This is a genomic window from Micromonospora sp. NPDC048842 (assembly GCF_040649935.1).
Taxonomy (GTDB): domain Bacteria; phylum Actinomycetota; class Actinomycetes; order Mycobacteriales; family Micromonosporaceae; genus Micromonospora; species Micromonospora hortensis.
This window is the reverse complement of sequence record NZ_JBEZGK010000031.1, coordinates 41,734-60,295: the sequence shown is the minus strand read 5'-3', so window position 1 is coordinate 60,295 and position 18,562 is coordinate 41,734. Positions and strand designations below refer to the sequence as shown.

21 protein-coding genes are annotated in these 18,562 nt (G+C 70.5%); 7 read left to right on the top strand and 14 right to left on the bottom strand.

Annotation, left to right across the window (positions count from 1 at the left end; genetic code table 11):
• The first annotated feature begins 13 nt into the window (after nucleotides 1-13).
• On the top strand, nucleotides 14-1,108 hold the full coding sequence (locus AB0C19_RS29780; protein WP_357190648.1) for an AI-2E family transporter: 1,095 nt from the start codon (nucleotides 14-16) through the stop codon (nucleotides 1,106-1,108).
• Between the two features lie 77 nt (nucleotides 1,109-1,185).
• Here AB0C19_RS29780 and AB0C19_RS29775 read toward each other — a convergent pair whose 3' ends face one another.
• Entirely contained in the window at nucleotides 1,186-2,487 is a 1,302-nt protein-coding gene (locus AB0C19_RS29775; RefSeq protein ID WP_210785140.1) for an NAD(P)/FAD-dependent oxidoreductase, read from the bottom strand.
• Nucleotides 2,488-2,541: 54 nt separating this feature from the next.
• Nucleotides 2,542-4,695: a glycogen debranching N-terminal domain-containing protein gene (locus AB0C19_RS29770; RefSeq protein ID WP_357190644.1), complete on the bottom strand. Its 2,154-nt coding sequence runs from the start codon at nucleotides 4,693-4,695 to the stop codon at nucleotides 2,542-2,544.
• A gap of 202 nt (nucleotides 4,696-4,897) precedes the next feature.
• Here AB0C19_RS29770 and AB0C19_RS29765 point away from each other — a divergent pair, with 202 nt between their 5' ends.
• Nucleotides 4,898-5,593, top strand: a complete 696-nt coding sequence (locus AB0C19_RS29765; RefSeq protein ID WP_357190642.1) for a M1 family aminopeptidase — start codon at nucleotides 4,898-4,900, stop codon at nucleotides 5,591-5,593.
• A 45-nt stretch (nucleotides 5,594-5,638) separates the two neighbouring features.
• Here the strand turns inward: AB0C19_RS29765 and AB0C19_RS29760 are convergent, their stop codons facing one another.
• From AB0C19_RS29760 to AB0C19_RS29750, 3 genes are all read right to left on the bottom strand, one after another.
• Nucleotides 5,639-6,166 carry a GNAT family protein gene (locus AB0C19_RS29760; RefSeq protein ID WP_357190640.1) on the bottom strand — a complete coding sequence of 176 codons (528 nt, stop codon included), beginning with the start codon at nucleotides 6,164-6,166 and terminating at the stop codon, nucleotides 5,639-5,641.
• Nucleotides 6,167-6,328: 162 nt separating this feature from the next.
• A complete protein-coding gene (locus AB0C19_RS29755) occupies nucleotides 6,329-7,051 on the bottom strand; it encodes a VOC family protein (RefSeq protein ID WP_357190638.1) in 723 nt (240 codons plus the stop codon).
• Between the two features lie 93 nt (nucleotides 7,052-7,144).
• A complete protein-coding gene (locus AB0C19_RS29750) occupies nucleotides 7,145-7,912 on the bottom strand; it encodes an antibiotic biosynthesis monooxygenase (RefSeq protein WP_357190636.1) in 768 nt (255 codons plus the stop codon).
• 71 nt (nucleotides 7,913-7,983) lie between these two features.
• On the opposite strand from AB0C19_RS29750, the gene AB0C19_RS29745 reads away from it, so the two are divergent.
• The 3 genes from AB0C19_RS29745 (at nucleotide 7,984) to AB0C19_RS29735 (ending at nucleotide 9,481) form a co-directional block, all read left to right on the top strand.
• The gene (locus AB0C19_RS29745) at nucleotides 7,984-8,271 is read left to right on the top strand and encodes a helix-turn-helix domain-containing protein (RefSeq protein WP_357190634.1); all 288 of its coding nucleotides are present in this window, start codon (nucleotides 7,984-7,986) and stop codon (nucleotides 8,269-8,271) included.
• A 134-nt stretch (nucleotides 8,272-8,405) separates the two neighbouring features.
• On the top strand, nucleotides 8,406-8,813 hold the full coding sequence (locus AB0C19_RS29740) for a pyridoxamine 5'-phosphate oxidase family protein (protein WP_357190632.1): 408 nt from the start codon (nucleotides 8,406-8,408) through the stop codon (nucleotides 8,811-8,813).
• A gap of 23 nt (nucleotides 8,814-8,836) precedes the next feature.
• On the top strand, nucleotides 8,837-9,481 hold the full coding sequence (locus tag AB0C19_RS29735) for a hypothetical protein (protein ID WP_357190630.1): 645 nt from the start codon (nucleotides 8,837-8,839) through the stop codon (nucleotides 9,479-9,481).
• Between the two features lie 57 nt (nucleotides 9,482-9,538).
• On the opposite strand, the gene AB0C19_RS29730 is transcribed toward AB0C19_RS29735, so the two are convergent.
• From AB0C19_RS29730 to AB0C19_RS29710, 5 genes are all read right to left on the bottom strand, one after another.
• Nucleotides 9,539-9,832, bottom strand: coding sequence for a DUF6510 family protein (locus AB0C19_RS29730; RefSeq protein ID WP_357190628.1), 294 nt, complete (start codon nucleotides 9,830-9,832; stop codon nucleotides 9,539-9,541).
• A gap of 36 nt (nucleotides 9,833-9,868) precedes the next feature.
• On the bottom strand, nucleotides 9,869-10,633 hold the full coding sequence (locus tag AB0C19_RS29725) for a ferredoxin reductase (RefSeq protein WP_357190685.1): 765 nt from the start codon (nucleotides 10,631-10,633) through the stop codon (nucleotides 9,869-9,871).
• Between the two features lie 7 nt (nucleotides 10,634-10,640).
• Nucleotides 10,641-11,240: a sulfite oxidase-like oxidoreductase gene (locus AB0C19_RS29720; RefSeq protein ID WP_357190626.1), complete on the bottom strand. Its 600-nt coding sequence runs from the start codon at nucleotides 11,238-11,240 to the stop codon at nucleotides 10,641-10,643.
• A 75-nt stretch (nucleotides 11,241-11,315) separates the two neighbouring features.
• Nucleotides 11,316-12,341 carry a TerC/Alx family metal homeostasis membrane protein gene (locus AB0C19_RS29715; protein ID WP_357190624.1) on the bottom strand — a complete coding sequence of 342 codons (1,026 nt, stop codon included), beginning with the start codon at nucleotides 12,339-12,341 and terminating at the stop codon, nucleotides 11,316-11,318.
• A 217-nt stretch (nucleotides 12,342-12,558) separates the two neighbouring features.
• A complete protein-coding gene (locus tag AB0C19_RS29710; RefSeq protein ID WP_238660011.1) occupies nucleotides 12,559-12,969 on the bottom strand; it encodes a DUF2267 domain-containing protein in 411 nt (136 codons plus the stop codon).
• A gap of 155 nt (nucleotides 12,970-13,124) precedes the next feature.
• Between AB0C19_RS29710 and AB0C19_RS29705 the strand changes: the two genes are divergently transcribed.
• Both AB0C19_RS29705 and AB0C19_RS29700 read left to right on the top strand, forming a co-directional pair.
• Nucleotides 13,125-13,397, top strand: coding sequence for a DUF2795 domain-containing protein (locus AB0C19_RS29705; protein ID WP_030332551.1), 273 nt, complete (start codon nucleotides 13,125-13,127; stop codon nucleotides 13,395-13,397).
• 42 nt (nucleotides 13,398-13,439) lie between these two features.
• Complete coding sequence (locus AB0C19_RS29700; RefSeq protein WP_357190621.1) at nucleotides 13,440-14,105, top strand: DUF1345 domain-containing protein; 666 nt, start codon at nucleotides 13,440-13,442, stop codon at nucleotides 14,103-14,105.
• 271 nt (nucleotides 14,106-14,376) lie between these two features.
• Here the strand turns inward: AB0C19_RS29700 and AB0C19_RS29695 are convergent, their stop codons facing one another.
• From AB0C19_RS29695 to AB0C19_RS29680, 4 genes are all read right to left on the bottom strand, one after another.
• Nucleotides 14,377-15,045: a hypothetical protein gene (locus AB0C19_RS29695; RefSeq protein ID WP_357190683.1), complete on the bottom strand. Its 669-nt coding sequence runs from the start codon at nucleotides 15,043-15,045 to the stop codon at nucleotides 14,377-14,379.
• Nucleotides 15,046-15,097: 52 nt separating this feature from the next.
• Complete coding sequence (locus AB0C19_RS29690) at nucleotides 15,098-16,072, bottom strand: pirin family protein (RefSeq protein ID WP_238682771.1); 975 nt, start codon at nucleotides 16,070-16,072, stop codon at nucleotides 15,098-15,100.
• 325 nt (nucleotides 16,073-16,397) lie between these two features.
• The gene (locus tag AB0C19_RS29685) at nucleotides 16,398-17,312 is read right to left on the bottom strand and encodes a hypothetical protein (RefSeq protein WP_357190619.1); all 915 of its coding nucleotides are present in this window, start codon (nucleotides 17,310-17,312) and stop codon (nucleotides 16,398-16,400) included.
• 605 nt (nucleotides 17,313-17,917) lie between these two features.
• Entirely contained in the window at nucleotides 17,918-18,502 is a 585-nt protein-coding gene (locus AB0C19_RS29680; protein ID WP_357190617.1) for a hypothetical protein, read from the bottom strand.
• Between the last annotated feature and the right edge of the window lie 60 nt (nucleotides 18,503-18,562).

Genomic DNA, 18,562 nt, shown 5'->3' with positions numbered 1-18,562 from the left:
GAAGGCCGGTCGGATGAGCGACGTCGACCAGCGGGCGACCGCCCGCCGCACCCTGATCGTGATCGGTCTGGTGCTGACGACCGCGCTCGCGCTGGGGTTCGTGTACGCGACCCGGCGGGTGCTGGTCTGGGCGGTGGTGGCCGCGTTCTTCGCCGTTGCGCTCAAACCCCTCGTCGACCGGCTGCAACGCCGCTTCGTCCGACGTCGGGCGCTGGCCACCCTGCTGGTGTTCCTCGCCGCGTTCGTGCTGCTGGCGATCCTGGCCGCGCTCATCCTGGTGCCGTTGTTCGGGGAGTTGGGCCGCTTCGCCGACCGGGCACCCGAGCTGCTGCGGGAGGCCCGCGCCGGACAGGGCCCGGTGGGGCAGGCGTTGGAGCGCACCGGGGCACGCCGCTACGTCAGCGAGCACTCCGAGCAGCTGCGCGACCTCGGCGGCCGGCTGCGCCAACCCGCTGTCGGTGTGCTGCGCGGCGTCGTCGAGTCGGTCGCCGGGCTGGTCACTGTCATCGTCCTCGCGTACCTCATGGTGTTGGAGTCGCCGCGGATCACCAGCGGCATTCTCGCGGCGGCCGGGGACGGTCAGGGCGAGCGGCTGCGTCGGGTGGGCCGGGAGGTGTCGCGCACCGTCACCGGCTATCTCACCGGGAACCTGCTGATCAGCGTGATCTGCGGGGCGTTGACCTTCGTGGTGCTGACCCTCACGGGGGTGCCCTTCGCGGCGGTGATCGCGCTGCTGGTGGCGGTGGCCGACCTGATACCGCTGGTCGGGGCGACCCTCGGCGCGGTGATCGCGGCCGGTGCCGGTTTCCTGCACTCCCCCACCGCCGGGGTGGTGGTGCTGGTCTTCTTCGTGGTCTACCAACAGGTGGAGAATCACCTGCTCCAGCCGCTCATCCTCTCCCGCGCGGTCCGGCTGAACCCGTTGACGGTGCTGGTCAGTGTGCTGCTCGCGGCGGAGCTGGCCGGTTTGCTCGGCGCGCTGCTGGCCATCCCCGCCGCCGGCATCGTCCAGACCCTGCTGCGCGAGTACGGCCCGCGCCGGCTCCGACCCGCACCGCCGGCCGGTCCGGCCGCGCGGTCCGCGCGGCCGGCCGGCACCACCGACTGACCGTCGCGGCCGTCCCACTTCGCGACGACCTGGCCGGGCGGGGCCGCCCTGCTTCCGACGACCTGACCGGTGCCCGCTCAGCGGGACCGGGTCGCGACCTCGGGTGTGGTGCTCTCCAGCGGCACCGCGTTGGCCGGCACCAACCCCAACTGGACCGCGGACCGGGTCAACGCGGCGTCCAACGCCCAGTCGGCGCTGACCCGCGTGCGGTTTCCCGGCATCGCCATCAGGTGGTACGCCCGGGTGACCGCCTTGGCCGGCAACCCGGCCAGGTTGACCTGCAACGGGTTCGCCGCCGCGTCCTTGCCGCCCAGGTCGACGACCCAACCCAGATCGTGGTGCTTGTACGGCTTGCGGCGGCCGAACCCGTACGACGCGGCGATGTTGTACGCCGCGCGCTTGCCCTGCCGCTGCGCGTGCTGGGCGGTCATCCCGCACACCTTGCCCGGGTTGACCAGGTCGGGCACCGCGGCGGCGTCGCCGCAGGCAAAGACCTCCGGATAGCCGGGGACGTTGAGGAACTCGTCGGTGACCAGTCGACCCCGGTCGGTCCGCAGGCCCAGCTCGTTGACGAACGGGTCGGGGCGCACCCCCACACACCACACCAGGGTGCAGGTCGGCACGTACTCGCCGTCGGTGAGCTTGACCCCGTCGCAGGTCGCCTCGGCCACCGAGGTACCCATCCGCACGTCCACCCCACGCCGGTTGAGCACCTTGTGCGACGTGTCCGACATCCTCTTGTCCAACTCCGGCAGCACCCGGGACGCCACGTCGAGCAGCATCCAGCGGGGCCGGACGGTGAGTCGGGGCCGCTGGGCGTGCAACGCGTCGGTGAACAGCTGCCCGTGCGCCGCGACCTCGGTGCCGGTGTAGCCCGCCCCGACCACCACGAACGTGGACCGGGCCTGCTGCTCGGCCGGGTCCTCGGCCTGCTCGGCCAGCTCGATCTGCCGAACGATGTGATCATGCAGGTAGACGGCCTCGGGCAGGCCGCGGAAGCCGTGCGCGTACTCCGTCACCCCCGGGATCGGCAGCAGCTTGTTGACGCTGCCCACGGCGAGCACCAGCCGGTCGTACGCCAGCCGGTTCTTCTCCCCCTCGGCCTGTGTGAAGCCGACCCAGCGGTTCTGCAGGTCGACGTGGTCCGCCTCGCCGACCACCACGCGTACGCCCTTGAGCGTCCCGGTCAGCGGCACGGCGATCCGTTTGGGCTCGACCACCCCGGCCGCCACCTCGGGCAGCAGCGGCAGGTACAGGAAGTAGTCGGTGGAGTTCAGTACCACGATCTCGGCCCGGTCCCGGGCGATCCGGCTCAACGTCTTCGCCGCGTGGTAACCGGCGAACCCGGCCCCCACGATCACCACACGAGGTTTCGTCATTGCGGGCCGTTTCCCGTCGAAGCCCTCGACAAACGTCCTAGGCGCCAGCCGTGCTCAGCTCGGCTGGAGCCGTACGTGGCCACTGCGGCCCACCGCCTCCAACTCCCACTGCTGGCCGAACGCCCGGACCCGCTCGGCGGTGATCCGGCCCAGTTCCTCCGGGACGTCCGGATCGAGGACCAGCCGGCCGCCGACCGGGTTGACGCCGAGCATGGCGCGGATCAGGGCCAGCGGCGTGCCGGCCGCCCACGCCTGCGGGCTGCACGCGGTCGGGAACGGCACGGCGAAGAGCAGCCGCTCCCGGTCGAAACCGCTGAGCGCCTCCGGCAGCCGGTAACCGAACTGGTCGGCCGCCTCGAACATCGCCAGACTGATCCGGTTCGACTCGGCCCGGTAGCCGTACCGGGCGAGGCCGAGCGCGGCGATCGAGTTGTCGTGCGGCCAGACCGTGCCCAGGTGGTAGCCGAGGGCGTTGTAGAGCCATTCCTCCCGGGACAGCGTGCGGATACCCCAACCGGAGAACATGTCCGGCGACATGAGTTGACGCACCACCGCGTCGGCCCGTTCCGGCGGCACGATTCCGCTCCACAGCAGGTGACCCATGTTGGAGGTCTTGGAGTCGACGCGGTTCTTGTCGCCGTCCAGGGCGACCGCGTAGTAGCCGCCCCGCTCGTCGATCCAGAAGTCGCGGTTGAATCGCTCGTGCAGGGTGTTGGCCTCGTCGCGCAGCCGGTGGGCCAACGTGGGGTTGTCCAACGGCCCGTCGAACAACTCGGCCAGTCGCATCTTGGCGTCGTAGGTGTAGCCCTGCAGGTCGCAGGTGGCCAGCGGTAGCACGGGGATCCGGCCGTCGGCGAAGCAGACGCCGTCCGGGGAGTCCCGCCAGCACTGGTTGCCCAGCCCCTCGGGCGAGCGGGTGGCGTACTCGACGAAGCCGTCGCCGTCCCGGTCGCCGTACTCGTCGATCCAGCGCAACGCGGCCAGCGCGTTGTCCCGCAGGTGCCGGACGGTCTCGTCGTCGCCGGTCCAGCGCCAGTACTCGGAGAGCAGGATCAACCACAGTTGGGTGGCGTCGGCGCTGCCGTAGTACGGCCCGAACGGCTTCTCGCCGCTGCGGGTCAACTCGCCGCTGCGCACCTCGTGCAGGATCTTGCCGGGCTCCTCGTCGGTGAAGTCGTCGCACGTCTCACCCTGAAGGCGGGCCAGGGCGAGCAGGGTGCCCTTCGCCAACTCGGGCCCCGCGACCAGCGTCTGGTAGGCGGTGATCAGGGTGTCGCGGCCGAAGACGGCGAGGAACCACGGCAGGCCGGCGCCGGGGAGCAGGATCCGCTGGCCCTTGACCTCCAGGTCGAGCCGCAACGCCGCCAGGTCGTTGCGGGACTGCCGCACTGTGTGCTCCAACGCCGGGTTGTCGCTGCGCAGCACCGCCCGGTCCTCCAGCCACCGGCGCAGCGGGTCGTCGGCCCGGCCGTGGATCACGTCGGCGATGTCGCCCCGGACCGGCTCGACCACCCCCATCCCGGGCGGCAGCGGCACGTGCAGGTCGACCTTCCACTCCTCGCTGCGGTTCAACTCAAACTCCCAGACCAGGTCGTCGCCCTCGATGCGGTCGGCCGGCTTCGCGCAGCACACCCGGGTCTGCGCGGAGAAGTCACCACGCTGGTAGGAGAAGCACAGCTCGGACCCGTCGGCAGCGTGGTGACGGCTGATCTCGGCGGAGCGGTCCCGCACCCTCGACTTGACCTCGAACAGGTCGGCGAAGTCGACGGCGACGGCCAGGCGCAGTTCCACCCGGACCGGCTCCTGCCGGAAGGAGACCAGTTCCACGCGCTCGTGGAAGCCGTCGCCGACGTAGCGCAGTCGCCGCAGGCCCAACGTGTTCGGCGGCAGCCCGGGCAACTCCGGGTTGGTGAGCACGTACTGCGCGGAGTAGTGGTCGATCGTCTCGGAGCGCAGCGGCAACAACTCGCCGCCGTTGACGGTAAGGCTCCACCCACTGATCAGGCGGGTGTCCAGGTGGACGAGCCCACCGATGCTGCCCGTCGGCACATCCCCGCACGCGTTGGAGTACAGGAACGTGGGCCCGCTGAGCACCGCGAGCGAGTCGGGGCCGAGCTCGGGCGGGATGGCCCGCTGGTCGGCGCTGTCCCCGTCCGGGACGGACAGGCCGGGGAAGGGGTTGGCAGGGGTCGCGCGAACGGCAGCCATGACACCCACCGTAGGAAGCAGGGTACGGAGCGTCATCACCCAGTCCGGGTGAAAGGTCCGGTGCTCCTGGGGGACGAATTAACAAGATCGCAACCCGGCTGTCGGCAACTCGCCGGCGGGGCCAGGGTACCCGGTCAACGACCACCCGTCCGACGAGGCGCTCTACGACATCGCGGTCACCGCGCCCAAGGGTTGGACGGGTGTGGCCAGCGGCACCCCGGTCGGGCAGAGCGGCAACACGTTCACCTACCGCAGCACCGCCCCCGTGGCGTCGTACGCGACGACGTTGGCCGTCGGCAGGTACCGGAAGTTGGCAGCCACCGGCCCGCGCGGCATTCCGGTGACCACCTGGTACCGCGCGAAGGACGCCCAGTACCTGCCGATGTTCAAGCGGTCCCCGGCCTTCCTGACCTGGCTGGAGGAACGCTTCGGCCCGTACCCGTTCGACTCCGCAGGCCTCGTCATGGTCGAGTCGAACTCCGCCATGGAAACCCAGCAGATGGTCACCCTGGGCGAGGTCCAACCGGCCCGCGGCGATCAGATGTTCGACCTCACCACACTGCACGAGTACGCCCACCACTGGTTCGGCGACGCCGTCACGCTCACCGACTGGCGCGACATGTGGCTCAACGAGGGCTGGGCCCTCTACGTGCAGAAGCTCTACGAGAAGGACAGGTACGGGCTCTCCGACGCCGAGCTGGTGAAGTCGAGCCGGCAACGCGACGGCGAACTGCGCAAGGAGTACGGCCCGCCGAGTAAGCCGGACCGCGCCGAGTTCGGGGCGACGAACGTCTACACCTGTGGGGCCGCGATGCTGCGTCAACTGCACCAGGCGCTGATCGACGCGTGGCTGGACTCCCCCACCACGCCGCCGGAGACCGGCCCGCTCCCGCGGTGACCGTCTGCCCGTCTGCCCGTCGGGCCGGTCGCGGCGGGCCGACGGTCAGGCGGGGGTTGGTGCGGTGATCGCCCAGCGCTCGTGGTCGCGCCAGGCGCCGTCGATGAACAGGTAGTCCGGGGAGAAACCCTCCAACCGGAAACCCAGCTTGCGGGCGACCCGCCGCGACGGCTCGTTGCCCGGTTGGATGTTCGCCTCCAGCCGGTGCAACCCGACCGAGGTGAACGCGTGGTCGATCACCAGGGCGACGCCCGCCGAGGCGTGCCCGGTCCCGCTGTACGGCAGGAACGCCGCGTACCCCAGGTAGCCACCACGCAGCGCACCGAGCACGATTCCGCTGATGTTCACGTAGCCGGCGATCTCGCCGCTGGCCCGGTCGCAGATCAGGTAGCCGGCGCTGTCGCGGCGACGGATCCGGCGCAGATAGAGCTCGTACTCCTCCGGGCTGGCCGGCGCGGCCAACCAGGGGTGGTGCAGGTCCCGACTGCGCCGCGAGGCAGCGACGAACTCGTCCGAGTCGGTGGGCCGGGGTCGCCGGATCGCGGCGGGACCACCGGTACGCAGGTATCTCACGGCGGATCACTCTGACCGACCGGTGCCGCTGTTGTCCAACCGGCCGCCGCGTGCGCGTCGCGGCGGGCCATGATCGGGCTCGAACAAGGATGGAGTGGCTTCCGGCGGCGCACATGGCCACTACATCACTGATCGAGCACGATCATGCGGGCGTTGGCCGGGCTAGCGGGACGTCAGGACGCTGAACTCCTGACCGTCGGGGTCGGCCAGCACCAGTCGGCCTGTCCCCTCCTGGTCGGTGTCGACCCGGGTCGCCCCGAGCGAGAGCAGACGGTCGACCTCGGCCTGCCAATCGACGCCGACAGCCGGGGCGAGGTCGAGACGCACCCGATCCCTGCCTCCGTTCGGCATGTACGGCGGGCCGCCCCAGGAAATTTTCGTGCCTCCGAGCGGCGACTGGATCGCGGTCTCCTCGTCCTGGTCCCAGACCAGCGGCCAGCCCAGCGCCCGGCTCCAGAAATAGCCAACCTTCTGTGACCCGTCGCTGGCCAGCGCACCGACGAAGCCGCAGCCGGCGAGGAACTTGTTACCCGGTGCGATGACGTCGAACTCGTTGCCCTCCGGGTCGGCCAGCACCACATGATCGATCTCCGGGCCCTGGCCGATGTCCGCGTGCCGCGCGCCGAGTTCCAGTGCCCTGGCCACCGTCTGCCGCTGGTCCTCCAGCGAACTGCTGGTCAGATCGAAGTGCATCCGATTCTGGACCACCTTCGGCTGCTGGTTCGGGGCGAAGCGGATGTGGAACTCGTTGTCGTTGGTGGGTAGGAGCAGGACGCCCTCGTGCGGATCGTCGGCGATGTTCCGCCCCAGGAGCCCGGCCCAGAACTGCGCGAGCCGCAGAGGCTCGCTCGCGTCGAAACTGATCGCGAACAGGTGTGCGGTCATCGCTGCGCTCATCTCCCGTCGGGCCGGACGCCCTGCCGGCCGTCGAAGCGGGAGCCTAGGGATGTGCCAGGTCGACCGCACCCGAGTTTCGGGTCACGCGGTGAGGTACGGCGGGGCCACACCCCAACCCCAGCGTGGGATCGACGCCTGCCGGATCGGGTCCGCGTCCGGCTGAGAATTGCCCACCGCCAAGCGGGTGCCCCACTCCAGGTAGCTCGCGAAGGCGGCGCGAAACTCCGGATCGCCGGGTAGGCCAACCTCGTCGGCGGCGTCCATCATCAGGTTGACCCACCGCCGACGCTGCGCCTCGCTGATCGCCCTGCCCAGGTGCTGGCCGAGCATGTGGCGGTAGCCGCCGCGCTGCGTCGTGTAGGTGGCCGGTCCACCGAAGACCTCGGCAAGCCATACCGCTACATGCCGGGCGTGGTCGGGGTCCATCTGCGCGAACATCGGCGCGAGCAGGTCGTCGGAGCGGACCAGGCGGTAGAAGGCCTCGCAGAGCCTCATGAACGCGTCGGAGCCGCCGGCCCACTCGTACAAGCTCGGCGGCGCGGCGCCACCGGGGCCGGCAACCGACGTTCGGGCGTAGTGCCGCATCTCCTGGATGTCCTCGACGTACGGCTTGATCGCGGCGAAGAACTGCCCGAACACCGGGCCACCCCGGAACCCTTTCCGGTGCTCGTCCGCCGACGTCCAGGTGATGCGCAGCAGGTAGCAGGCGGGGTCGTCCAGGCAGCGGCTCAACTCGTAGTCCACACACTGCGGCGCGGCACGTAACGCGACAGCGGCCCGCTCGTACGCCGCCTCGAAACCGTCCAGCCGTTCCTGCGGGACGCGGTACCTGATGTACTCGATCACCATGGCTACAGCTGAACACCCGCATCGGTGATGATCAAGTACGCACCTTTTGGTACGTGCCGAGGGAGGCCACGATGCCCAAGCGATACCACTGCCCGGTGGAACTCGCCGTCGACGTTGTCGGCGGAAAATGGCGACCGGTGATCCTGGCCCATCTCAAGGAGGGCGTACACCGCTATGGCGAGCTGCGCCGCCGGATGCCAGGGGTCAGCGAGAAGATGCTGACGCAGCGTCTGCGCGAGTTGGAGGCCGACGGGCTCGTCCTGCGGCACGACCACGAGACCACACCACCCCACGTCGAGTACCGGCTCACCGAGGAAGGCCTCAGCCTGGCCCCGGTGTTGCAGGCCCTGTACGACTGAGGCGCCGCGCGGGCCGCACGTACCGGTACCGCCATCGACGAACCCTCCGCTGCCTGATTCGACGCGCCGCACGCGGCCCGGCAGCAGTGGAAAGATCGTCGTCGGGACGTGCGACGTTGTGATCCACTGGCCCGGTGAGCCGAACCCCCTCGATCCCCCCGGCCGACGTCGAAGAGCGACTGTCGCGGGAGCTGAACGTCTGGCTGTGCACGGTGCGGCGCGACGGGTCCCCACACCTGACGCCGGTCTGGTTCGTCTACCTCTCGGCGACGTTCTGGGTCGGTTGCGAGAGCCGCAGCGTCAAGGCCCGCAACGTCGTGGCCGACCCACGGGTGTCAGTGGCTCTGGAGAGCGGCGACGCGCCAGTGGTGGCGGAGGGCGCCGCCCACGTGCACCAAAGTGGATTCCCCAGCACCGTCGTCGAGGCGTTCGCGCGCAAGTACGACGGCTGGGACGTCGGCCGGCAGGTCGGTCCGGACGGTGAGCGGGCGCTGCTGGAGATCCCCGTCCGCCGGTGGCTACTCGCGGGCACCGCGCAGTAAGCCGTCGATGCGAGAATCGGCCGGTGGAGGACGAGCTGACGTCTGCCCTGGCGGGCGTACGGGACGCGTTCGCCCGATATCCGCGCCGTGCGACGCTCGACGGCTGCCCACACTGCGAGGGCCCGGTGCTGGTCGACGAGCACGACCTGTTCTCACTGACCATCAGCCTCGGCAACACTGTCGGCAGCCGTGCGGACGTGAAGGCCCTGCTCCCCGTCCTCCTTGAGCGCCTGCTCGAGTCCGACGACCTGGAACCGGTCATCGTCCTGGGCAAACTCCCCCGTCAGGAGTGGCGCACCTGGCCGCACGTCGAGCAGGAGGCCGTCGACGCGTACCTCGACGCGGTGTGGCGGGCATTGTTGGCGGATCACCCGTCGCGGCTCGGGTCGTTCACCGATCCGACGGACTTCCTCGACGCGGCTCACGCGGCCGGCGAGCGCCTCGAACGATTCCTCGACGTCTGGGACGCCACGCTCAACCCGTCGGCGGACCGTCACCTGGCCGAGCTGGTCGGCAAACTGAACTTCACGAGTCAGAAGCCCAGCGTCCTCGGTGACTGGTTACGCCGAGCGGCGACCCGCGACCGTCTGCACCGCGCGTGGGAACGTGACTACGACTCACCGTGGGCCGACGACCTCGCCCGGGCCTACGACCTCCTCCGCCACTAAGGGGCCCGTCGACGGGTGCTCATCCGGCCATGTTGCCTCAGCCGGGCAAGCGTTCCGTCAGAGCGGGCCGGGGAACGTCTGTTCCATCGGCATCGGCACCTGGAGGTAGGTGGTGCCGCGCATGTCCAGCCAGGCCCGGTCCGGCCCGCGCACCAGGCGCACCATCACCTCCTCGCAGGACGGGCAGCGGGCGACGAGACCCGGGGCGTGCGAGTAGACGTGCAGGCTGGCCATCGAGCCGGTCGTCCCGCAGTTCTCACAGCGGCCCATCGCGCTGCTCAGGTCGACGGTGAACAGCTCACGCATCGGGCCGTCGAGCATGTTGCCGTCCACGTACGACATCTCGGTCATCGAAATCTCCTCGACACTGCGTGAGTGAGCGGATGGTCAGCCGGTGGGGCCGAAACGTTCGGTCTTGACCCGACGCGACGGGTGACCCAGCCCCACCAGCAGGTCGGCCACGGTCTCCACGAACGCGGTCGGGCCACAGACGTAGGTGAGAGGTTCCAGGTCCGGTGGCCACCCGTGCGTGTTGACGTCGGCCAGCCCGATCCGGTGCGGCTCGCCGCGCCAGCCCTCGGGCGCCTCCCGGGTGTAGACGTACGCGACGTCCAGCCCGAAGTCGTCGCGGATCCGGCGGCGCAGCTCGTCGGCGTAGATCACGTCGCCGGGGGTGCGCACCGAGTAGATCAGCCGGAACGGCGCCTTGCTGCCCACCGCCCGCCGCGCCCGGATCATCGCCATCAGCGGCACGATTCCCGACCCACCCGCGACGAGCTGCACCGGCGCGGTCTCCTCGGGCCGCCAGATGAACCAGCCACCGAGCGGTCCGCGCACCTCCACCGGGTCGCCGCCACCAAAGACATCAATGAGGTACGGCGACACCTCGCCGTCGTGCACCCGCTGCACCGTCACCTCGATGCGCGGCCCTCCCGGCCCGTCCACGGCCGGCCCGGCGATCGAGTACGACCGTGCCGCCTGGTAACCGTCCGGGGCGGTGAGCCGCAGGTCGACGTGCTGCCCGGGCAGGTGCCCCGGCCAGTCCGGCACCTCCAGCACCAGGGTCTGCGCGGTCGGCGTCTCCACCCGGCGCTCCACCAGCCGGCCGACCTGCCAACGGTTGGGCGTACGGCGCTGGGTGCTCGTCGCCACGGCGCGCTCAGTCACCCTGGTACCGCTGTTCGCGCCACGGGTCGCCGTAGTCGTGGTACCCGGCGGTCTCCCAGAACCCTGGCTCGTCCATCGTCTTGAGTCGGAGGCCGCGCACCCACTTGGCGGACTTCCAGAAGTACAGGTGCGGGACCAGGAGTCGGGCCGGCCCGCCGTGCTCAGCGGGCAGCGGGGCACCGTCGAAGGTGTGCACCACCCAGGCCTGGCCGCCGCGCAGGTCGTCGAGCGGCAGGTTGGTGGTGTACCCGCCGTAGGAGTGCGCCAGCGCGAAGTGCGCGCCCGTGTCGACGTTGGCCAGCAGCGTGTCCAGTGAGACGCCCTGCCAGTTGGTGCCGAGTTTGGACCAGCGGGTGACGCAGTGGATGTCCACCATCGGCGTCTCCTGCGGCAGGGCCATCAACTCCTGCCACGACCACCGGTGTTCGCTGCCGTTCTCGGCGGAGATGACGAACTCCCAGGTGTCCAGTGACACCCGGGGCGTCGGGCCGGCCGAGAGCACCGGAAAGTCCTCGGTCAGATACTGACCGGGTGGCAGGGCCGGCTCCTGTGTTCGAGGCCGACCCTGAAAGCCCGGTGACACGATTCCCATTGCACAGTCGTACCACCCGCGCCGGTGGGAGCGGGAGCTTTCCCGCGTACGCCGTCGTCAGCCGGCGCGGCGCGGTCAGTGCCGTTCCGCGACCACCTTGCGGTCCTCGGGCAGGTCGCCGCCCCGGGTGGCGCGCAGACTGGTCAGGGTGACCACCACCAGCACACCGATGATCACGCCGAGCGAGGCCAGGGTGGGAATCTGCGGCACGCTGTCCCAGATGCCGTGCGCCCAGTGCAGACCCAGCTTGAGGCCGATGAACGCCAGGATGATGGCCAGCCCGTAGCTGAGGTGCACCAGCCGACTCAGCGCCGCGTGCAGGACGAAGTAGAGCGCCCGCAGGCCGAGCAGGGCGAACGCGTTGGTGGCGAACACCAGGTACGGGTCCTCGGTGATGCCGTAGACCGCCGGTACCGAGTCGACAGCGAAGACGATGTCGGTGGCCAGCACCGCAACCACCACCAGGGCGAACGGCGTGAGTGCCCGCTTCGCGCCCTGCCGGACGGTCATCTTGGTGCCGTGGTAGTCGTCGACCACCGGCATGACCTTGCGCAGCAGCTTCACCGACCGCATCTTGTTGATGTCGACTTCCTGCTGATGCCCGGACATGGCATCACGCAGCAGCTTCACAGCGGTGGCGATGAGGATGATCGCGAAGAGCAGGAAGGCGAAGTCGAGGGTCTGCAACGCCGCCGCGCCGAGGGCAATGAAGACGGCCCGCAGCACCAGCGCGCCGGCGATGCCGTAGAGCAGCACCCGCTGGGCGAGCACCGCCGGCACCGCGAACGCCGCCAACAGCAGCATGAAGACGAAGAGGTTGTCGACCGATAGCGACTTCTCCACCAGGTAACCGGTCAGGTATTCAACGCCCTGCTGGGAGCCGAATCGCCACCAGAGCCAGCCGCCGAACGCCAGCGGCAGCGCTATGTAGAAGGCCGACCAGCCGATGGCCTCCCGCATTGACACCTCGTGCGGGCGACGGGTGACCAGGAAGTCCAGCACCAACAGCAGGAGGACCCCGATGATGGTGACCGCCCACAGCGTGGGCGTGCCCACCGACGACAGGTCACTGGCGGCGGACAGATACGACACTTGGCTCATGTGGGGTCTCCTCGAACACCGTCATGTTCGAGGTCTCCTTCACCCACCACCTAGTGGGCAACCACCCGAGGCGCGCCGGGCGCGCCGTACTGACCGGAATGGTTCGTGGGAAGTACTCCCCTCGCACGACAAGGTTAGGCCAGGCGGAATCGCCACGCCAAGCGGGACATCGATGGTTGCCCTGGTAAACCGCTGTGTGTGCCCGGTACGAGCGCTGTCAGCCGCGGCGCAACGTCGCGCCCGGGGCCATCGCCTGCTCGACCAGGCCCCGATAGTCACGTGGCAGTTGGGTCACCACATCATCGAACTCACCGCCGGTGATCGCCTCGCGCAGGGTGGTGAAGACCGCCCGACTGGCGTCCTCGGCGGCGGGCTCCGGCACACCGGCACGCAACGCGACCCGGGCGACGAACTCCGCCGCGCCGAACCGGTCCGCCTGCTCGGTGCTCGGGCTGGGTTTGAGCACCAGTTGCAGCGGTTGGGGCAACTGGGCAGCCAGGTCCAGGACCTCACCGCCGGTCAACCGCTCGGCGAACGTCTCCAACACGGCCCGGGTCAGCTCGACCGCCCGTTCGGACGACGTGGCGGTGCGCTGGGAAACCTGGTCGATGAAGGTGTCGTAGTTCATCGCGTACTCCCTTGGACTCGCGTCGGCGCCTGCGGGTACCCGCGGCGGCCGAGGAGAAACGGCGCCGGTTTCCTGTGCCGGGCGGGCGTGACAGGCCGGCGGGCGGGTAACCGCCGCCGGTCGTCACCACATCGATGCCCGAGGGAGCCCACGCCATGGCGAGCTACGCCGACGTCCTGCAGTACCTGTCGAGCCTGGACTACCCGGCCGAGAAGGACGACGTGGTCCGAGAGGCCGAACGGGAGGGTGCCCCGCCGGACGTGCTGAAGGCGCTGCGCGCCCTGCCGCCGGTCGACTACGCCAACGGGACCGAGGTGGCCCGGTCGGCCGGGATCGAGGCGGCGCCCGAGGTCGGTCCCGCCCAGCGGGCCGAGCAGGCCCGGGACAAGAAGCACAACCGGGTCTCGCAACACCTGCGCGGCATCTGACCCGGCGGTGGCGCCCACCACCCCGACCCGGGAGCGTCCCGAATGACCCAGACCGGCCCCGACCGGCCAGCGGACGTACGTTTCCCGGCTGCGAAGCAGCTCGCCGTCGTGGCGGTGGTCGGCATCATCGCCGGCTGCGTCTTCGCGCTGCTGCTGCCCCTGCCGCTCGCCGCGCTGGCCGGCTGGGACGTGGGCGCGCTGAGCTGGCTCGTGCTCGTCTGGCACAAGATCTGGCCGATGGACGCCGAGCGGACCGCCCAACTGGCCGTCCACGAGGATCCGAACCGGGCGATCCGGGACGCCCTGCTGCTCGTCGCCTGCCTGGCCAGCCTGCTGGCCGTCGGGTTGGTGGTGGCCAGCGCGCAGAGCGCGCCCCCCGGGATGGCCCGGGAGCTGCACAGCGGCGTGGGCGTGCTCAGCGTGGTGCTCTCCTGGTTCGTGGTGCACACCGTGTTCGCCGCCCGGTACGCCCGGATCTACTACACCGGCCCGGACGGCGGGGTGAACTTCAACCAGCCCGAACCGCCGCGCTACTCCGACTTCGCGTACGTCGCGTTCACCATCGGGACGACGTTCCAGATCTCCGACACCAACCTGACCAGCAACGAGATGCGTCGTACGGTGCTGCGCCACTCGATGGTGTCGTACCTGTTCGGCGCGTTCATCATCGCTGTGACCGTGAACCTGCTGGCGGGTCTGGCGCGGTGACGGCTGTTGACGCGGTAGGCCGCGCAGTCCCCCGGAGCACGACACGGGGCGGGGCCGATCGAAGGGCCGGGACAGGCGGGCGCCCCTGGTCACGAACCGCGACCTAGGGCGCCACGCAAGCCTGCCCAGGCGGTGAACCGCATCCGAACCGGTCGCGGTCACCAGGCGGTGGAGGTCCGCTCGAACCGAGCGGCCAGCACTGCCGGGTCCAACCATACGGCAGAACATCCTCCGTTTGGTCAGAATTTGGGGAAGTGTGGGCCAGGGCACGTCACTGCCGACCGGTCACCTCCGCGTACCGATGCTCCAGGTCGACCCGGGCCAACGCCCCCACCAGCCAGGCCAACTGCTCGGACTCGCCAGTGGCCAGGCCGGCCAGGTCGTCCGCCGACCTGCCCAGCCCGAGCCGACGCGCGGCGGCCAGCGCCCGCCGATCGGCGACCGGGGCCACCTCCCGCCACAACGCCTGCGCCTCGCGGAGAAACAGGACGACGACCTGATCATCCACGCCCGGAAGCTCGGCCAGCAACGCGCGCTCCCGGACCGGGTCGTGGTGCGCCACCGCCCGCAGCCGGCGCAGATCACCCCGGCACCGCTCGATCACCGTCCGGGCCAGGTCACCCAGCACAGCGGCCAACGCGTCCACGTCACCGCGTTGGCCGCTGGCGCGCAGCACCCGGACCCGTTCCTCGTGCAGGGAACGCGCCAGCCGGGCCGCGCTGTCCCACCCCTCGTCACGCAACGCCCGCGCCCCGTCCAACGCCCGCCGGAAGTCACCACGACGGGCCAGCAGCACCGACAGGTACAGCACCTGGAACAGGCTCGCCGGGTTGTTGGTCACCCGGAACCCGTACTGCTCGGCGAAGCCCCGCCCGCCACCGGCGAGCCGGCGCGCCAGACGTTTACGGTCCGCCATTGGAGTGATCAAACTCGCCGCCATGGCGGCGACTACCCGCGCCACCTGCCGACCACACACCGGCCGTACATGCCCGTCAGCCGTGTAGGCCGCCGGTGCGGTCGCGGGCCTTGAGGCGGGTAGTGGGCAGGGCGGGCGCCGGCAGCGGCGGCGCCGAATCGTCGGCGACCACACCGAAGCGCCCGTCGCCGGCCATCCAGTCCTCCCGGGCGGCGGCGATCTCCTCGTGCGACCGCCCCACGAAGTTCCACCACATCACCAACGGCTCCTCGAACGGCGTACCACCCAGCAGCAGCAACCGGGCCCCGGCCCCGCCCCGCACTGTCAGCTCCCGGCGGCCCGAACCCAGATAGAGCAGCGCCCCCGGCTCGAACCCGACCCCGGCCGCCTCCGCGGACCCGGACATCGCCAGCACTGCGTACTCGAAATCGGGCCGCAACGCCATCGTCGCCGGCGCCTCGCCGCGCAGCTCCAACTGCACCCCCACCAGCGGGGTGTGCACCACCGCCGGTGACCGCTCCCCGGCGAACTCACCGACCAGCACCGTGACGTCCAGATCGCCGTCCCGCCAGCGCGGCAGGTCGGCGTGGTGCGCGAAGTCGGCCGCTCCGGCCCGCGCCGGGTCCGGCAGCGCCACCCAGAGCTGCACACCGTGCATCACCGGCGGATGGGTGGCCGGCGAGCGCTCCGAGTGGGCGATACCGTTCCCGGAGGTCATCACGTTCAGTTGGCCGGGCACGATCGGCTGCACGTTACCGAGGCTGTCCCGGTGCAGAATCTCCCCGTCGAGCAGCCAGGTCACCGTCTGCAACCCGGTGTGCGGGTGCGGCGGCACCTCCATACCGGGCCGCTGCGCCACATCGTCCGGGCCGAAATGATCAACGAAACACCACGCGCCGACCATCCGGCGGGCGCGCTGCGGAAGCAGCCGCCGCACAGTGGTGTACCGACCCAACGGCACGTCGTGGCCAGGCAACAACACACTGCCGGGATCGACGTCGGCCACGCCAGGCGGTCGGGTCTGCGCCAGCATTGATTCAGTACGCTCCACCGCCCGACTGTACGCGCACGCCCATTCGCGACCGCGGCGCTTCTGTTCAGGGCGGGCGGGGTTCACCAGGGCGTGGTTGTCAGGGCGGGGGCCGGCGCGGGCTCGCCCGTCTGTTGGGTTGGGCTGGCCTGGCCTGGCGTGGGCTGGCGTGGGCTGGCCTGGCGTGGGCTGGCCTGGCCTGGGCTGGCCTGGGCTGGGCTGGCCTGGCCTGGGCTGGCCTGGCCTGGGCTGGCCTGGCGTGGGCTGGCCTGGGCTGGCCTGGCGTGGGCTGGCCTGGGCTGGCCTGGCGTGGGCTGGCCCGTCTGTTGGGTTGGCCTGGCGTGGGTCAGCGGTTGCTGGAGGAGACCAGCACGCTGTTGGCACCGGCGACCAGGTCCAGGTACAGGCGCTCCGCCGACCGGTCCCAACCCGGCGTACCCAGCACCGAGCCCGCGGCCACCCCGTCCCAGCGGTCGTCACGTACCACCACCGAGCCGGCACCGGCTCCCGCCCGAACCCGTACCGAGGTCTCCCTCGGGACCCGGACGTCGAGCTGGCTGGTCCCACCGGTGAGTCGTACGGCCAGGATGCTGGCGGGCTGCTCTGAGCGCGGGCCGGTGGGATTGCCGGGGCCTGCGGCGGTGATCGGTGGCAGGAGAATCTCGGTACGGCTGGAACCACCGGCGAGTTCCACCCCCAGCAGCCGGGCCCGGACCAGGTCCAACACCTGACTGCTCACCCCGCCGACGAGGTGGATACGCCAGGCGACCCGCTCGTTGAGCAACACCCGCACGGCCCGCGGCCCGCGCGTCCCGGACTCCACGAGGTCGAGCCGCACGGTCTCCCCCCGCACCGCCGGTCGGCCCGCCACGCCCGAGCCCGCCGGGGTGCTGATCCGGTACAGGTCATCGCCCAACTCGGCGACTCGCAGCTCGAACGAAGACAGCCCATCCGCGAGCACGAAGGTGCCCTCCCGCCGACCCGCCAGCGGCGCTGTCAACGGTTGCTCGGCAGCAGCACCCGCACCACCGCGGCGGCCCTCAGCCGCGTCCGGGTCGACGACGCCCCCCGGACGGCCGCCGTCACCGGGGCCAGTGCCATCCGGGCGAGTGCCGTCGGGGCGAGTGCCGTCGGGGCGAGTGCCGTCGGGGCGAGTGCCGTCGCGTTGGCTGGAGTAGGTCATGCCGAGGTGGTCGGGATCGGCGACGATCACGGCCACCGCTGCCGCACCCAGGAGCAACACGACGGCGGCAGCAGCCACCAACAGGCGAGCACCAGTGGACCACCGTCGCGGTGCGGCCTCACCGGACGGTTCCGGCCCTGACTTCGGTTCGCGATCCGCGCCGTACCCCACTGCGGCCATGCCTGTGTCCCTCCGCCGGTCCCCGCCCAGGGGTACGTACCCGCCGGCCGAGCGGATCACTCGGCGCCGATCACGTCACTCCGCTACGTCGCCAACGTAGATCTTGGACAGTTTCCGTTAGCGCGGAACGGAAACTGTCCAAGATCTACGGACACCCGCCAATTCAGACGACGTCATCTGCCCCCCAGAGTGTGCAAGGCGGCGTCCCCAGCCCGATGACCAACGACCAACGGCCCCGTGGCCAGCGGTCGCGGTCGGCGACGCGGTCGGCGGTCGGCGGTCGGCGGTCGGCGACGCGGTCGGCGGTCGACGGTCGGCGACGCGGTCGGCGGTCGGCGGTCGGCGACGCGGTCGGTGAACGTTGGCGGCGACTGGTGAACGGCGGACCGACTAGAGCAGACAGGCCGCTGGCCGGCACCCCGGGTTTGCGGGTGCCGGCCAGCGGTCGGTGTCGTGCGGTGGTGCTGCTGAGGCGCAGTGCTTCTGTGGTGCTGTGACGCGGGTCAGCTGTTCCAGTACTGACCGACCAGGTCAGCGGCCTGCTGCTCCCACTGGGCGTAGGCGTCCGGGTAGGCCGACACCTGCACCGTCTGCGCGGCGTCGGTCAGGGGCATGTCCTGCCACCCGTCGACCTGCTTGAGGCCCTTGAGGAACGCGGTGGTGGAGTAGGCGGGGTCGGTGATCTGCTCCGGGGTACCCCAACCACTGGACGGGCGCTGCTGGAACAGGCCCAGCGAGTCGTGGTCGTTCATGTCGCCCAGGTGACCCAGGTTCTCCAGCTTCGACTCCTGCAGGCTCGTCGCGATCGAGATGACCGCGGCCCGCTCCGGGAGGCCGGCCTTCTTCGTGGCGGCGATGATCGCCTTCACGTTCGCGGTCTGCTCATCGTTCAGGCTGATCCGGGACTGGTCGCCCTGGGTGCCGTGCGGGATCAGCTTGCTGGTGTCGGGCTTGTCGGCCTGCACCGCAACTGCGACGGGCTTGGCATCGACCGGGTTGGCCACGTGGGCGATGGGGCCGGCGAAGACACCACCGGCGAACGCGAGACCAGCAACAGACAGCATGCTCTTACGGAAGATCGTGTTCATGGGGGGTAGCTCCTTCGGGGGTAGGACACCCACACCGCCAAGGGGGACGGCGGCAGGGTG

Excerpts from the sequence above, each read along its gene's own strand:
- AB0C19_RS29680 (WP_357190617.1), bottom strand. The coding sequence starts at position 18,502 with ATGAACACGATCTTCCGTAAGAGCATGCTGTCTGTTGCTGGTCTCGCG.
- AB0C19_RS29700 (WP_357190621.1), top strand. The coding sequence starts at position 13,440 with ATGACCCAGACCGGCCCCGACCGGCCAGCGGACGTACGTTTCCCGGCT.
- AB0C19_RS29730 (WP_357190628.1), bottom strand. The coding sequence starts at position 9,832 with ATGACCGAGATGTCGTACGTGGACGGCAACATGCTCGACGGCCCGATG.
- AB0C19_RS29745 (WP_357190634.1), top strand. The coding sequence starts at position 7,984 with ATGCCCAAGCGATACCACTGCCCGGTGGAACTCGCCGTCGACGTTGTC.
- AB0C19_RS29780 (WP_357190648.1), top strand. The coding sequence starts at position 14 with ATGAGCGACGTCGACCAGCGGGCGACCGCCCGCCGCACCCTGATCGTG.
- AB0C19_RS29705 (WP_030332551.1), top strand. The coding sequence starts at position 13,125 with ATGGCGAGCTACGCCGACGTCCTGCAGTACCTGTCGAGCCTGGACTAC.
- AB0C19_RS29715 (WP_357190624.1), bottom strand. The coding sequence starts at position 12,341 with ATGAGCCAAGTGTCGTATCTGTCCGCCGCCAGTGACCTGTCGTCGGTG.
- AB0C19_RS29770 (WP_357190644.1), bottom strand. The coding sequence starts at position 4,695 with ATGGCTGCCGTTCGCGCGACCCCTGCCAACCCCTTCCCCGGCCTGTCC.
- AB0C19_RS29720 (WP_357190626.1), bottom strand. The coding sequence starts at position 11,240 with ATGGGAATCGTGTCACCGGGCTTTCAGGGTCGGCCTCGAACACAGGAG.
- AB0C19_RS29775 (WP_210785140.1), bottom strand. The coding sequence starts at position 2,487 with ATGACGAAACCTCGTGTGGTGATCGTGGGGGCCGGGTTCGCCGGTTAC.
- AB0C19_RS29695 (WP_357190683.1), bottom strand. The coding sequence starts at position 15,045 with ATGGCGGCGAGTTTGATCACTCCAATGGCGGACCGTAAACGTCTGGCG.
- AB0C19_RS29710 (WP_238660011.1), bottom strand. The coding sequence starts at position 12,969 with ATGAACTACGACACCTTCATCGACCAGGTTTCCCAGCGCACCGCCACG.
- AB0C19_RS29750 (WP_357190636.1), bottom strand. The coding sequence starts at position 7,912 with ATGGTGATCGAGTACATCAGGTACCGCGTCCCGCAGGAACGGCTGGAC.
- AB0C19_RS29755 (WP_357190638.1), bottom strand. The coding sequence starts at position 7,051 with ATGACCGCACACCTGTTCGCGATCAGTTTCGACGCGAGCGAGCCTCTG.